Source organism: Mesorhizobium sp. M1365, assembly GCF_040317865.1.
Classification (GTDB): domain Bacteria; phylum Pseudomonadota; class Alphaproteobacteria; order Rhizobiales; family Rhizobiaceae; genus Mesorhizobium.
Map to the genome: position 1 here is coordinate 31,137 of NZ_JAMYLG010000017.1, position 12,837 is coordinate 43,973.

General features: G+C 61.0%; 17 protein-coding genes and 1 pseudogene. 15 read left to right on the top strand and 3 right to left on the bottom strand.

Annotated features, from left to right (window positions below):
• Positions 1–5: 5 nt before the first annotated feature.
• Positions 6–458 carry a MarR family winged helix-turn-helix transcriptional regulator gene (locus NKH04_RS19140; RefSeq protein WP_352502431.1) on the top strand — a complete coding sequence of 151 codons (453 nt, stop codon included), beginning with the start codon at positions 6–8 and terminating at the stop codon, positions 456–458.
• 27 nt (positions 459–485) lie between these two features.
• On the opposite strand, the gene NKH04_RS19145 is transcribed toward NKH04_RS19140, so the two are convergent.
• Complete coding sequence (locus NKH04_RS19145) at positions 486–1,097, bottom strand: pyridoxamine 5'-phosphate oxidase family protein (protein ID WP_023675024.1); 612 nt, start codon at positions 1,095–1,097, stop codon at positions 486–488.
• Positions 1,098–1,256: 159 nt separating this feature from the next.
• Here NKH04_RS19145 and NKH04_RS19150 point away from each other — a divergent pair, with 159 nt between their 5' ends.
• Complete coding sequence (locus NKH04_RS19150; RefSeq protein ID WP_353044760.1) at positions 1,257–1,685, top strand: nuclear transport factor 2 family protein; 429 nt, start codon at positions 1,257–1,259, stop codon at positions 1,683–1,685.
• A gap of 24 nt (positions 1,686–1,709) precedes the next feature.
• Here the strand turns inward: NKH04_RS19150 and NKH04_RS19155 are convergent, their stop codons facing one another.
• Positions 1,710–2,063: a gamma-butyrobetaine hydroxylase family protein gene (locus tag NKH04_RS19155; protein ID WP_023717628.1), complete on the bottom strand. Its 354-nt coding sequence runs from the start codon at positions 2,061–2,063 to the stop codon at positions 1,710–1,712.
• A 199-nt stretch (positions 2,064–2,262) separates the two neighbouring features.
• On the opposite strand from NKH04_RS19155, the gene moaA reads away from it, so the two are divergent.
• Entirely contained in the window at positions 2,263–3,258 is a 996-nt protein-coding gene (gene moaA, locus NKH04_RS19160; protein ID WP_352568644.1) for a GTP 3',8-cyclase MoaA, read from the top strand.
• Between the two features lie 94 nt (positions 3,259–3,352).
• Positions 3,353–3,787, top strand: a complete 435-nt coding sequence (locus NKH04_RS19165; RefSeq protein WP_353044761.1) for a hypothetical protein — start codon at positions 3,353–3,355, stop codon at positions 3,785–3,787.
• A gap of 51 nt (positions 3,788–3,838) precedes the next feature.
• On the opposite strand, the gene NKH04_RS19170 is transcribed toward NKH04_RS19165, so the two are convergent.
• Positions 3,839–4,567 (bottom strand): DUF1579 family protein, encoded by a 729-nt coding sequence (locus NKH04_RS19170; RefSeq protein ID WP_353044762.1) that lies wholly within the window; start codon positions 4,565–4,567, stop codon positions 3,839–3,841.
• A gap of 196 nt (positions 4,568–4,763) precedes the next feature.
• On the opposite strand from NKH04_RS19170, the gene NKH04_RS19175 reads away from it, so the two are divergent.
• The 11 genes and pseudogenes from NKH04_RS19175 (at position 4,764) to NKH04_RS19225 (ending at position 12,831) form a co-directional block, all read left to right on the top strand.
• Positions 4,764–5,120 carry a hypothetical protein gene (locus NKH04_RS19175; RefSeq protein WP_352448884.1) on the top strand — a complete coding sequence of 119 codons (357 nt, stop codon included), beginning with the start codon at positions 4,764–4,766 and terminating at the stop codon, positions 5,118–5,120.
• A gap of 121 nt (positions 5,121–5,241) precedes the next feature.
• The gene (locus tag NKH04_RS19180) at positions 5,242–6,162 is read left to right on the top strand and encodes a DMT family transporter (protein WP_352540518.1); all 921 of its coding nucleotides are present in this window, start codon (positions 5,242–5,244) and stop codon (positions 6,160–6,162) included.
• Positions 6,163–6,220: 58 nt separating this feature from the next.
• The gene (gene mobA / locus NKH04_RS19185) at positions 6,221–6,850 is read left to right on the top strand and encodes a molybdenum cofactor guanylyltransferase MobA (protein ID WP_352744194.1); all 630 of its coding nucleotides are present in this window, start codon (positions 6,221–6,223) and stop codon (positions 6,848–6,850) included.
• Positions 6,847–7,356, top strand: a complete 510-nt coding sequence (mobB, locus tag NKH04_RS19190) for a molybdopterin-guanine dinucleotide biosynthesis protein B (RefSeq protein ID WP_352471893.1) — start codon at positions 6,847–6,849, stop codon at positions 7,354–7,356. Before mobA ends, mobB begins: the two co-directional genes overlap by 4 nt.
• A 212-nt stretch (positions 7,357–7,568) precedes the next feature.
• Complete coding sequence (locus NKH04_RS19195; RefSeq protein ID WP_352471894.1) at positions 7,569–8,351, top strand: ABC transporter substrate-binding protein; 783 nt, start codon at positions 7,569–7,571, stop codon at positions 8,349–8,351.
• A 118-nt stretch (positions 8,352–8,469) separates the two neighbouring features.
• A complete protein-coding gene (locus NKH04_RS19200; protein WP_352471895.1) occupies positions 8,470–9,183 on the top strand; it encodes an ABC transporter permease in 714 nt (237 codons plus the stop codon).
• Positions 9,180–10,007 (top strand): ABC transporter permease, encoded by an 828-nt coding sequence (locus NKH04_RS19205; protein WP_352502421.1) that lies wholly within the window; start codon positions 9,180–9,182, stop codon positions 10,005–10,007. The genes NKH04_RS19200 and NKH04_RS19205 overlap by 4 nt, the downstream gene beginning before the upstream one ends.
• A 58-nt stretch (positions 10,008–10,065) precedes the next feature.
• Positions 10,066–10,941, top strand: a pseudogene (locus tag NKH04_RS19210) (NAD(P)-dependent oxidoreductase); the annotation flags it as partial.
• 9 nt (positions 10,942–10,950) lie between these two features.
• Complete coding sequence (locus NKH04_RS19215; RefSeq protein WP_353044763.1) at positions 10,951–11,655, top strand: DNA alkylation repair protein; 705 nt, start codon at positions 10,951–10,953, stop codon at positions 11,653–11,655.
• Complete coding sequence (locus NKH04_RS19220; RefSeq protein WP_353044764.1) at positions 11,615–12,196, top strand: GNAT family N-acetyltransferase; 582 nt, start codon at positions 11,615–11,617, stop codon at positions 12,194–12,196. The genes NKH04_RS19215 and NKH04_RS19220 overlap by 41 nt, the downstream gene beginning before the upstream one ends.
• Before the next feature lie 62 nt (positions 12,197–12,258).
• Positions 12,259–12,831, top strand: coding sequence for a DUF3299 domain-containing protein (locus NKH04_RS19225; protein ID WP_352471902.1), 573 nt, complete (start codon positions 12,259–12,261; stop codon positions 12,829–12,831).
• Positions 12,832–12,837: the final 6 nt, after the last annotated feature.

Genomic DNA, 12,837 nt, shown 5'->3' on the forward strand with positions numbered 1-12,837 from the left:
CAAACATGAACATTAAGCAAGACCTGCCCTGGGACAACCCGCGTTTTCGCAACTGGGTCGCGGTGGCGCGCGCCTGCCATGTGCTGGAACGCACCCTGGCGGTGAAGCTTGCGCCGCTCGACCTGAAGCCGGCGCAGCTCGACGTGCTGATGAACCTCTACCGTCATCCCGGCATGTCGCAGCACGACCTCGCTCGCCGGCTGCTGGTCGGCCGCTCCAACATCACCATGCTTTTGCCGCAGCTGGAGACCCGCGGTCTGCTGCGCCGCGAGGGCGACGAGAAGGACAAGCGCGTGCTGCGGCTTGCGTTGACCGAGGCCGGCGAGGCACTGCTGATGCAGGCGCTGAAGGTCCATATGGCGCTGATCGAGAAGGCGATGAGCCAGTCGACACCGGAACAATGCGACATGATCGGCGAACAGATGCGTAGGGTTGCCGAGGTTTTGAAGACCGCCTGACAGCCCAGTGCTCCACCACCAAATGCTTCACCACATCGATTTTTTCGCGCGCTCGGGCCATTCCTTGTCGTAGACCTCGCCGTCAATGTTCTTGCGGCTGGTGATTTCCAGGATTTGGCCGGGAGTCGGCAGCGATCTCGGGTCGACATGCCTTGCCGGGTTCCACAGTTCCGATCGGTGGATGGCGCGGGCGCACTGGAAATAAACCGCATCGATCTCGATGATCGTCACCGAGCGCGCCGGCTTGCCCTCGACGGCGAACGAGGCGCAGAGCCCGGTATCGGTGGTGATGTGGGCGCGGCCATTGACGCGCAGCGTCGTGCCGGAACCCGGCACCAGGAACAGGAGCGCGACGCGCGGATCGCGAAGGATGTTCCTTAGCGAATCGGCACGGTTGTTGCCGCGCCGGTCCGGCATCATCAGCGTTTTCGGATCATGGATGCGGACGAAGCCGGCGAGATCGCCGCGCGGCGAGCAGTCCAGCCCTTCTGGCCCGCAGGTTGCGAGCGCGGCAAACGGCGAAGCCTCGATGATAGCTGCGTATTCGCGAATCAGCTGGTCGAGTTCCTTGACCACCGACGCCTCGCCGGGCAGGCCATAGAGCGCTTCAAGCTGTTCGATGCTGGTGATCATGGACATGTTTTCGTCTCCAAAGCTTTGCCGGCGCTACTCCAGATGGATGACGTTTTCACGACAAATGCCCGTTTGCCGGTCATCAGGAAACGGGTGTCGAGGCAACGCAAACAAGGGCAAACCGCTTTACCTGCATGATCGTGCCAAGGGATACGGAGGTCAAAAATGGATAAACCGCTCGACCGGCGACGCACCGCCATGGAACTTATTGAAAACATGTTCAATGTTGAAATGCGTTTCCTGCAATCAGGGTCGGAGAGCCTCGATGTGCTTGCCTGCGCATTTCATGCCGAGATTGTCGTGCATGAGCCGCGCTCCCTGCCCTATGCCGGTGACTGGAAAGGCCTCGACGGCGTTGGCGTCCTTTTCCGCAAAATGCGGGAAATCTGGAGCGACGTGGCGGTGGAGGACCTTCAGGTCGCCCAAAACGATGACACGGTGTTCATGAGCTGCTCGCTTTCGCTGACATCGCGGGCCAATGGTGCAACCATCAAACAGCCGTTTGCCGAAGTCTTGCGCTTCAAGGATGACCGGCTGATCGAAGGCACGCCGTTTTATCACGACACCAGCGAGATACTGGCGATCCTGCGTTGACCTGAGAGTCCTGCGGGATCCCATTCAGCGGTCGCGGCTCAGCCCCTTCTCTTCCAGCTCGGCGAGATAGGCGGCCCAGCGTGCATCCTTCTCATGACCCAGCGTATGCAGGTAATTCCAGGTGAAGATACCGGTGTCGTGGAAATCATCGAAGGTGATGCGCACGGCATAATTGCCGACTGGCTCGATCTTCAGGATCGCCACGTTGCGCTTGCCGGGAACGGTGACGCGCTGTTCGGGCGAATGGCCCTGCACCTCGGCCGATGGCGAGGCGACGCGCAGCAGCTCGGCCGGCAATTCGAACGGCTGATGGCCAGGAAAGGTGACGGAAAGCAGCTTGCGGTCCTTCGAGACCCTGAGTTCCTTGGGCGCTGTCATGGTGGTGGATCCTGCGGAGAACCGCCCTTCCCTACGCCGCTTCGCGTCGAGGGAAAAGGCCGCATGGAAAGTTCCGACATGATCTGTCGGCGTCGGAATGTTACCGATGATCGCGAGCTTCTATCTTGAATGGCAAGTTGGCTCGTATCACATAGCCATATATAACGAAGCCGTTCACGGCCACGGAAAGCGCATACGCATGGATATGATCGATCCTTTCGGTCGCACGATTACCTACCTGCGCGTGTCGGTCACCGACCGCTGCGATTTCCGCTGCACCTATTGCATGGCCGAGGACATGACGTTCCTGCCAAAGAAGGACCTGCTGTCGCTGGAAGAGCTCGACCGGCTCTGCACGGTCTTCATCGAAAAGGGCGTGCGCAAGCTCCGCCTCACCGGCGGTGAGCCGCTTGTGCGCAAGAACATCATGCACCTGGTACGCCAGCTTTCGCGGCATCTCGAGAGTGGTGCACTGGAAGAGCTGACGCTGACCACCAACGGATCGCAGCTTTCCCGCTTTGCCGCCGAGCTCGCCGACTGCGGCGTCAAGCGCATTAACGTCTCGCTCGATACCCTCGATGCCGACAAATTCCGCCAGATCACCCGCTGGGGCAATCTGGACAAGGTCATGGACGGCATCGACGCCGCGCAGGCGGCCGGGCTAAAGGTAAAGCTCAATGCCGTGGCGTTGAAGGACTTCAATGACGCCGAATTGCCTGAAATGCTGCGCTGGGCGCATGGCCGCGGCATGGATCTGACGGTCATCGAAACCATGCCGATGGGCGAGATCGATGCCGACCGCACCGACCAGTATTTGCCGCTGTCGCTGCTGCGCGCGGCTCTCGAACGCCAGTTCACGCTAAGCGACATTCCCTACAAGACCGGTGGCCCGGCCCGCTATGTCCAAGTCGCCGAGACCGGCGGGCGGCTGGGCTTCATCACACCGATGACGCATAATTTCTGCGAAAGCTGCAACCGGGTCCGGCTGACCTGCACCGGCACCCTTTACATGTGCCTCGGCCAGGAAGATGCGGCCGACCTGCGCGCGCCGCTGCGTGCGTCGGAAGGCAACGAGCTGGTCGCCGATGCCATCGACGAAGCAATCGGCCGCAAGCCCAAAGGCCACGACTTCATCATCGATCGCCGCACCAACCGTCCGTCGGTGTCGCGGCATATGAGCGTCACCGGCGGCTGATTTTTCGCCGATTTCGTGCAAGAATAATCGCCTTGGTATCGGCGCGAGGCAAGGCGTGCAGCGGTTTTTTGCAGTCCTGACGTTTTTTGGCGTGATGGCGGGGACCACGGCAGTTGCCGCGCCATTTACCTATACGAACGAGCGCTTCGGTACCATCTGCACCTTTCCGGATGAAATCTTCACTCTTCGCCAGCCTGAGCCGGACAATGGCGATGGACAACAATGGCTCACTGCCGATGGCGCCAGCCTGATCTGTTCGGGTATCCTCAACATCGATGATGACACCCCGACAGCCTTCGTCTCCGCCGAGAGGGCCGGCAAGGAACCTAGCTACAGGATCACCTACAGCAAGACCGGCAAGGACTGGGCGGTGCTGTCGGGCATCAAAGGTGAGAACATCTTCTACGAACGCCGCCTGTTCGGAAAAGACTGTGTCATCCGCACGGTCTGGATCGACTACCCGCCAGCCCTGAAATCGAAATACGACCCGCTCGTCGATGCGATCGCCGGCAGCCTCAGGGGACCGTGAGCATCCGGCGACGTCAGAACTTATTGGCAGCCTATTGTTTTTGCTAGCGAGTCACGGTTGTTGGCGCGTGTAGTCATATCGTACGGCAAGCCATTTTTTGCCGCTGCCATTGGCCTGGAGGAAATGTTGCTCGGCCACTTCGTGATTGTCGCCGTCCCTGGAAATGACGAAATCGGAGGCCGTGAACCGCCCTTCGACCTCGGGGCCGAAGCCGACGAAACCAAGCGGCTGGAACAGGAGTGAAATCTTGCCGTCCTCCTCACCACCAAAACTCCAGGCGGGCATGATCCCTGCCGGGAAACGGGTGTCCATGGAGACATACTTCCAGCGGCCCTCCACTCGGTCATAGCTCAAATAGGCTATCCGCTGGAAGTCCGGCATTGTCGACCCGGGCGCCGGGCGCATCACCTCCTGCATGAAGGGACCGATCATCGTGCGCTCGGCCACCAGCCCGGTCATGACGATCGGCTGCGCACCGGGCGTTGGCCAGATCGTGTTGACGACGGACCATTTCCCGACGCGGCGAGCGAGCTCATCCGCTTCGTGACCCGGCGTGGACATCCGTTCGACTGCCGACGCCGAAGCGCCGTTCTCGGCGAACGCAGGCGCTATCGCCATGAGGATGACGGCCAGGGCAGAAGAGAACCGGAAAGCCGACGAAACATGCCGCCTGCTGCCTGTGCCAAGCCAGTCCGCATTGCCTCGTGCATTCATCATGGACCATCTCCCCAACACGATCAGAAGCTTACAATGACCAATTTGGTGAATCTTGCCGAGCAAATTTGATCTCGTCGAAAAATTTCCTCGCGCCGCAGTGTGATAAATTTGCCCTCCGGACCCATCCTTTAGAACGGCACCTTTTTGGGGTCACACCCAGAAAAGGTCTTGTCCGCAAACGGTCACCGGATTTACCGCAAGCCCATTCGGGCCTAGCCTCTGCTCTGGAGCGGTTCTTCGCCCAGTGGGGGAATACGATATGCGCAAACTCATTCTTTCTCTTGCATTGCTCAGCCTCGCGGCCCTGCCCGCGGCGGCCCAGTCGATCGGCGGCACCTATGCCGTGGCCGGCACCAATTTCGATGGGTCGTCCTATGGTGGCGACGCGACGATCACGCTGACCAGCGAGACGACCTGCACGATCCATTGGGAGACAGGCGGCTCGTCCTCGGACGGTATCTGCATGCGCAACGATGATGCCTTCTCCGCCGGTTATGTCATGGGCAAGGCGGTCGGTCTTGTCGTCTACAAGGTGCAGGACGACGGCTCGCTGCGTGGCCTGTGGACGATCGCCGGCAAGGAAGGCAACGGCACCGAGGTACTGACGCCCAAATAAGCCCTGCCGCTCTTGCGCGACAGATGTTACGGGCCATAGAAAGGCTGTGGCCCAGCCCTTTGACGTTGCTGTTTTGCGGGTGCCTGCTAGACGCTTGCTGCAGGACTCACCGGTAATCGCCTTGCCTCTTTCGCCAAACCTGCGCGGCGCGTTGTTCATGATGGTGGCCATGGCTGGTTTCACCCTCAACGACGCTATCACCAAATTCTCGTCGGAATCGATGAACATGGCGCAGGTCATGCTGATCCGCGGCGCCTTCGCTTCGCTTTTCGTTGGCCTGCTTGCGTGGCAACGCGGCGCGCTTGCCCGGCCAGGTTCGATGCTGCAGCCGACCGTTGCGCTGCGCGTTGCCAGCGAGGCCGGCGCCACGGTGTCCTTCCTGGTTGCTCTGGCGCATCTTCCGATCGCCAATGTCTCCGCCGTGCTGCAGGCGCTGCCGCTGGCGGTGACGATGGGCGCAGCACTTGTGTTCAACGAGGGCGTCGGCTGGCGGCGCTGGCTGGCTATTGCCGTCGGTTTTGCCGGCGTGCTGATCATCGTGCGGCCGGGCTTCGAAGGGTTCAGCGTCTTTTCTCTGCTGGCGCTGGCCAGCGTGGCATGCTGTGCGGTGCGCGATCTCGCCACCAAGCGGATACCGCAGGCAATTCCGACATTGCTGGTGTCGAGCGCCACCGCCCTTGCCATGACGTTTCTGGGCGCGGCATTGCTTTCACCGATGGGCGGCTGGACACCGATGACGGGACAAAGCACGGCGTTCCTGGCGCTGGCGGCGGTGCTCGTGCTCATCGGCTACCACTTCATCATCACGGCGATGCGGGTGGGCGATATCTCCTTCATCGCGCCGTTCCGCTACACCGCCCTGCTCTGGTCGATCCTGCTTGGCTTCACGATCTTCGGCGATGTCCCGGATCTGCCGATGATCGTCGGTGCCACGATCATCATCGCGTCGGGCCTCTATGCACTCTACCGCGAACGGATCGTCGGCCGGCGAAAGACAGCCGCCGAAAGCACTGGACCGGACATGGCGCCGGACGGCATATAGAGTGACTGTCGACGACTGTCTGATTTGAAAACTGGATTTTGGGTCTAGGCAGCAAACGATGGGCCGACATATCGCAGGGATCATTCTGGCCGGCGGCCGGTCGAGCCGGATGGGCGGCGGCGACAAGACGCTGCTTGCGCTGGGCGACGGCACCCTGCTCGACCGTGTCGTTTCGCGCCTTGGCCCGCAGGTCGGACCGCTTGCGCTAAACGCCAATGGCGATCCGACACGGTTTGCCGCGACGGGGCTTCCGGTGCTTGCCGATACCGTCAAAGGTTATGCCGGGCCGCTTGCCGGGATCCTGACCGGCCTCGAATGGGCTTCCGACACGACCTGCCAGGCGCTGGTCACGGCTGCCGGCGATACGCCTTTCCTGCCGAGGGATATGGTCGAGCGGCTGCTCGCGGCAGCCTATGCGCGCTCTGGCTCGATCGCCGTTGCTTGTTCCGGCGGCAAACGGCATCCGACCTTTGCACTCTGGCCGCTAGGGTTAGATCAGGCCTTGCGACAATTTCTCGTCGAGGAAGACAACCGGCGCGTTGCGGCGTTCATCGACCGGCACGGTTTTGTCGAGGTGGAATTTCCCATCCTGAAATCGGGCGGGGCCGAGGTCGATCCGTTCTTCAACATCAACACTCCCGACGACCTTGCCCAGGCCGCGCATCTGTTGCGGAGCATCGAGCCATGAAAAGACGTGTCTTCGGCATCACCGGCTGGAAGAACTCCGGCAAGACGACATTGACCGAAAAGCTGGTGGCCGAGTTCGTCCGGCGCGGCTGGAAAGTGTCGACGGTAAAACACGCCCATCATGATTTCGACATCGACAAACCCGGAGCGGACAGCTTTCGCCACCGGCAGGCGGGAGCAGTGGAGGTCGCGGTCGTGTCGGGCAGGCGCTGGGCGCTGATGCACGAATTGCGCGGCGAGGACGAGCCGACGCTGGACGCGATCCTGTCACGGCTGGCACCCTCCGATATCGTGCTGGTCGAGGGTTACAAGCGCGAGGCGCACAAGAAAATCGAGACGCGACGGCTCGAGGCCAAGGACCGGACACCGCTCTCGGCAGGCGATCCACACATTGTCGCCATCGCCTCCGACTTCCACATTGTCGGCGAAGACCTGCCGGCCTTCGATCTCGACGACACGAATTCGATAGCTGACTTCATCGAGCGCGCCACCGGCCTGACGCGCTGAGATCGCGGCCGCAGGGGGCTTCCGGCCACTTTCTCTCCATTCAGGCGTTTGACCCAGCGTCACCGTTTCCTGAACATGACCTTCCCTCAAGCGACGGTTTTGCAGTTGCTTTTTCTTGGGAAAGAATGGGAGTATCGCGCCAGCGGGCGGTCAAAAGCACCGCCCACAGAGCCGTTCGGGAACGACGGCCGGGACCAACAGAGAGGACCATTATGCGTATTGCACTGCGTATCGCGCTCGCCGCTTCGGCTGCGCTGCTGACGCTTGGCGTTGCCCAGGCCCAGGAAAAAACCTTGAGGATCGGCACCGAGGGAGCGTATCCGCCATTCAACAATCTCACCGCCGACGGCCAACTCGTGGGCTTCGATATCGACATCGCCAAGGCGCTTTGCGACGAGATGAAGGTGAAGTGCACCTTCGTCGCGCAGGACTGGGACGGCATCATTCCAGCCCTTCAGGCAGGCAAGTTCGACGCCATCGTCGCGTCGATGTCGATCACGCCGGAACGCGCCGAGAAGGTCGACTTCACCCACAAATATTACAATACGCCGCCGGCGATCGCCGCGCCCAAGGACACCGACATCAAGGGTGTCACCAAGGAAGATTTGGCCGGCAAAACGATCGGCGTGCAGGCGTCCACCACGCATTTCAACTATTCGACCAAGACTTATACCGACAGCACCGTCAAGCCGTACCCGACCGCACAGGAATACCAGCTCGATCTGGCCAATGGCCGGCTCGATGCCGCCAACGACGACGTCGTCGTGCTGCAGCAATGGCTGGATTCGCCGGACGGCGCCTGCTGCAAGCTGGTCGGCACAATCAAGCCGGTTATCGAAATCCACGGTCCGGGCGCCGGCATTGCCGTGCGCAAGGGCGAGACCGATCTGGTCAACCAGTTCAATGCGGCGATCGACGCCATCCGCGCAAACGGAAAGTACAAGGAAATCAACGACAAATACTTCAAATATGACGTTTATGGCGGCGAGTCCTGATCGACCGACATAGGATGACGTGAACGGCGGGAGATTCCCGCCGTTCTTATAAGGACGCCGCGCACGAGGGGTGATGCGGTACGGGTCTCGAAGAGCCTCAAGGAGAACAGGCAGGCGGATGCAGAGCGCACTGACGCTTCTCAGTTGGGGACCCGAAGGCTGGCTCGACGACATCGCCGCGGGTGTATTTGTCACGGTATGTCTTGCGCTGGCCACTCTGCCTTTCGGGCTGACGCTCGGCTTTTTCGTGGCGCTGGCCAAACAATCGGAAGAGCCGTCGCTGAGACTGGCCGGGAACATCTACACCACGATTTTTCGCGGAATACCCGAGCTGCTCACCCTATTTCTCATCTTCTTCGGCATCCCATTGATCCTGCAGTACATTGTCCGGCTGGTGAGCCCTGGCACCTCCGCCGACGTCAACAGCTTCGTCGCCGGCATGATCGCGCTGTGCTTCATTTTCTCCTCTTATTCCAGCGAGGTGTTTTTATCCGCATTCCGCGCCATTCCAAAAGGGCAATATGAGGGAGGCTATTCGGTTGGCCTGTCCAGCGGCCAGACGATGCGGCTGATCGTGTTGCCGCAGTTGATCCGCATCGCGTTGCCCGGACTTGCCAATCTCTGGCTTATCCTGCTCAAGGACACCGCGCTCGTCTCGGCCGTCGGGCTCAACGAGATCCTCCGGCAGAGCGGGGTTGCCGCTCGCGTCACCAAGCATGCCTTCCTGTTTTACGGTTTTGCCGGCCTGATCTATCTCCTGCTGGCGATCGTCTCCTCCTTCGGCATCAATGCGATCGAACGAGCGGTCGGCAGCAGCGAGGTCAAAAGATGAGCCTGGCCACCGACACGCTGAAGGTCGACCGGCCGCCGCCGCCCGCACGCGGCTGGTCGCGCCAACGCATCCTCGGCCATGTCCTGGTCGGCCTGTGGATCGCTCTCGGCATCGGCATGGTCGTCTACCTGGTCGCTGCGTGGAACCCGGAGTTCTTCCAGAAATATGCACCCGGCTACATATCCGGCCTCGGCATCACCCTGTTGCTGGTTGCCATCTCGATTGTGCTTGGCGCGATCCTGTCGGTGCCGATCGCCTATGCACGTATGTCGAAGAACCCGATCCTCTCGGGGTTTGCCTATGCCTATGTCTATTTTTTTCGCGGCACGCCGCTGTTGGCGCAGACCTTCCTGGTCTACTACGGATTGGGCTCCTTCCGGCCGGAACTCGAGATGGTCGGCCTGTGGGGTTTCTTCCGCGAGGCGTTCAACTGCGCGATCTTCGCCTTTTCGCTGAATACGGCCGCGTACCAGGCCGAGATTTTGCGTGGCGCGATCGAGAGCGTGCCGAGAGGCCAGTGGGAAGGTGCCGCCTCGCTCGGCCTGCATAAACTACAGACGATGTGGAAAATCATCCTGCCGCAGGCGCTGATTGTGGCGCTACGCCCCTATGGCAACGAGATCATCCTGATGATCAAGGGCTCGGCAATCGTCGCCATTATCACGGTCTACGATTTGATGGGCATCACCCGGCTCACCTATGCGCGCACCTTCGACTTTCAGTCGTATATCTGGGCGGCGATCATCTATCTGATCATCGTGGAAACATTGCGCCACGGCGTCGAGTGGATCGAACGGCGCATCACCATCCACCTGCACCGCTGACTCCCATCACCTTGCCTGATCCGGTAAGAAGACCGCAAAGCAGGCTTCTAAGGGATTCGAAAACATGGCTTCGGTGGCATTTCTTGGTCTTGGCGTCATGGGTTATCCGATGGCCGGACATCTCAAGAACAAGGGCGGTTACGATGTCACCGTCTACAATCGTACCAGCGCCAAGGCCGAGCAGTGGGTTGCCCAGCACGGCGGCAGCTTCGCTGCGACGCCAGCGGAGGCGGCGGAGGGCAAGGACTTCGTCTTTTCCTGCGTCGGCAATGACGACGATCTGCGCTCGGTGACGACCGGCGCCGGAGGCGCCTTCAATTCCATGAAGAAAGGCGCCATCTTCATCGACAATACCACCGCATCGGCGGAGGTCGCGCGCGAACTGGCGCAGCACGCGCAAGCGCTCGGCTTTTCGTTTCTGGATGCCCCGGTCTCCGGCGGCCAGGCAGGCGCCGAGAACGGCGTGCTGACCGTGATGGTCGGCGGCGAGCCGGACGCCTTCGACAGGGCCAAGCCAGTCATAGATGCTTATGCCCGCATGGTTGGATTGATGGGACCGGCCGGGGCTGGCCAGCTCACCAAGATGATCAACCAGATCTGCATCGCCGGCCTCGTTCAGGGCCTGGCCGAGGGCATCCATTTCGGCAAGAAGGCAGGGCTCGACATCGAAAAGGTCATCGAGGTGATTTCCAAGGGTGCGGCCGGTTCCTGGCAGATGGAGAACCGGCACAAGACGATGAATGCCGGCAAATATGATTTCGGCTTCGCCGTCGACTGGATGCGCAAGGATCTTGGCATCTGCCTCGCCGAGGCCGACCGCAATGGCGCCAAACTGCCGGTGACGGCACTTGTCGACCAGTTCTACAAGGACGTGCAGGCGATGGGCGGCAAGCGCTGGGACACGTCCTCGCTGCTGGCGCGGCTGGAGAAATAGGACTTCACCGTGGCCGAGCTTTCGCCTCAATCCAGCGCCGATGAAATCGTTGCTCATCTGCGCTCGATCGCCTCGGAGGAAAATCGGCTTGGCATGCTGCGCTACGGCATCAAGATCGAACGTGCGCTCGGTATCTCGCATGGCGTGCAGCGGCAGATTGCCAAGAAAATCAAGCGCAACCATGAGCGTGCCTTCGAGCTTTGGCAGACAGGCATCATGGAGGCGCAGTTCATCGCTTCCGTGACAGCCGATCCGGAGCGGTTCTCCGCCGCGGATGCAAGACGATGGGCGGCGACTTTCGACTCGTGGGATATCGTCGACGGGGTCTCCGATCTCTTTGTCGACACGGATTGCTGGAAGGAATTGATCGCCGAATTCGCGGTCGACGAACGGGAATTCGTTCGACGCACGGCTTTTGCGATGATGGCCTGGTCGGTAGCCCACCGGAAGAAGGAACCCGAGACGACCTTCCTCGAATTCTTGCCGATCATCGAAGCGCATGCGACCGACGCCCGCAATTTTGTGAAGAAGGCCGTGAGCTGGGCGCTTCGTTCGATCGGCAAGCGATCGATGAATTTGCACGGCCCTGCCCTTGCCGTGGCGCTAAAACTGGCGGCCTCGACAGACAGGACCGCACGCTGGATCGGCAAGGACGCCGTGAAGGAACTTTCCGATGCCAAGACGCTCGAGCGGCTCGCCGCCAGAAAAGCTTGACCTGAGCGAAGTGCGCTTCACGGAGGTGAAGCAATCGACGCGCGCCGATTTCGAAAACCTGTTCGAGCAACCCGGCGGGCCGAAATACTGCTGGTGTATGGCTTGGCGCAATCTCGACCGCCGCGAGCATGTCGAGAACGACGAGACGAAACGCGCGATGATGACGCTGATAGACGCCGGCACGCCGGTCGGCATTGTCGCCCAGATCGATGGCCGGACCGTCGGCTGGTGCTCGATTGCGCCGCGCGAGACCTACCGCAAGCTGTCACGGCAGCAGGACGATAGCGAGATGGACATCTGGTCGATCGTCTGCTTCTTTGTGCCGAGAGCGTTGCGCGGCGGCGGGCTGGCAAGCGCATTGCTCGACGCGGCCATCGATCACGCCTTTGCCAAAGGCGCCAGGACGATCGAAGCCTATCCCGTCGACCAGGCTTCGCCGAGCTACAGCTTCATGGGTTTTCGCGACATGTTCGTCGCCCGCGGCTTTCGCGAGATCGGCATGACCGGCTCACGCCGGCATGTGATGCGGCTTGAGCGTTGACCTGTGAGGCAGCGGCAGCTTTACTTGATGTCCGCAGATCAAGGCTCAACGGCGGAGCAGCGATGAGCAACCGTTTTAAATCAGGCACGATCATGGCAACTGCCTTGTTGGCGTCCGCGATCGCGGCAAGCGCTTCCACTGGGACCACGCACATTTTCTGGAAGGATCTGCGCCCGGCTACCCAGGCAGCCGCCGAAAGCGTCGGACTGCCGATGATCGCGGCCAAAATGCCGGATCGTGGCGAGACGCTCTCACTCGACTTGCAGGACAAGACCGTGCAACTCGCAGGCTATGCGCTGCCGGTCGACCGCGATGGTGATCTCGTCTACCAATTCCTGCTGGTGCCGTGGACGGGAGCCTGCAGCCACATGCCGACGCCGCCGCCCAACCAGATCGTCCTCGTCACGCCTGCACAGCCTTACAGGATGTCCGAGGCCTACCAGCCGGTTTCGGTGACCGGCGCATTACGGCCGGGCATGGAGAAGAGCCAGCTTTTCATCCTCGACGGCGTCAGTGTCATCCAGTCGGGCTACACCGTGCGCAAGGCCGAGGTGGTTAACGTCGACGCCGTGCCGGACACGATCACGCTGCCGGTCAACTCGCCCTGGAGTTTCCTCAACAAAAAGAAGAACTAAACAGAA

Coding starts and splice junctions, on each gene's coding strand:
- NKH04_RS19225 (WP_352471902.1), top strand. CDS start 12,259: ATGAGCAACCGTTTTAAATCAGGCACGATCATGGCAACTGCCTTGTTG.
- NKH04_RS19220 (WP_353044764.1), top strand. CDS start 11,615: ATGCCAAGACGCTCGAGCGGCTCGCCGCCAGAAAAGCTTGACCTGAGC.
- NKH04_RS19195 (WP_352471894.1), top strand. CDS start 7,569: ATGCGTATTGCACTGCGTATCGCGCTCGCCGCTTCGGCTGCGCTGCTG.
- NKH04_RS19165 (WP_353044761.1), top strand. CDS start 3,353: ATGGCGGGGACCACGGCAGTTGCCGCGCCATTTACCTATACGAACGAG.
- NKH04_RS19145 (WP_023675024.1), bottom strand. CDS start 1,097: ATGTCCATGATCACCAGCATCGAACAGCTTGAAGCGCTCTATGGCCTG.
- NKH04_RS19200 (WP_352471895.1), top strand. CDS start 8,470: ATGCAGAGCGCACTGACGCTTCTCAGTTGGGGACCCGAAGGCTGGCTC.
- NKH04_RS19205 (WP_352502421.1), top strand. CDS start 9,180: ATGAGCCTGGCCACCGACACGCTGAAGGTCGACCGGCCGCCGCCGCCC.
- NKH04_RS19155 (WP_023717628.1), bottom strand. CDS start 2,063: ATGACAGCGCCCAAGGAACTCAGGGTCTCGAAGGACCGCAAGCTGCTT.
- mobA (WP_352744194.1), top strand. CDS start 6,221: ATGGGCCGACATATCGCAGGGATCATTCTGGCCGGCGGCCGGTCGAGC.
- NKH04_RS19150 (WP_353044760.1), top strand. CDS start 1,257: ATGGATAAACCGCTCGACCGGCGACGCACCGCCATGGAACTTATTGAA.
- mobB (WP_352471893.1), top strand. CDS start 6,847: ATGAAAAGACGTGTCTTCGGCATCACCGGCTGGAAGAACTCCGGCAAG.
- NKH04_RS19175 (WP_352448884.1), top strand. CDS start 4,764: ATGCGCAAACTCATTCTTTCTCTTGCATTGCTCAGCCTCGCGGCCCTG.
- NKH04_RS19140 (WP_352502431.1), top strand. CDS start 6: ATGAACATTAAGCAAGACCTGCCCTGGGACAACCCGCGTTTTCGCAAC.
- moaA (WP_352568644.1), top strand. CDS start 2,263: ATGGATATGATCGATCCTTTCGGTCGCACGATTACCTACCTGCGCGTG.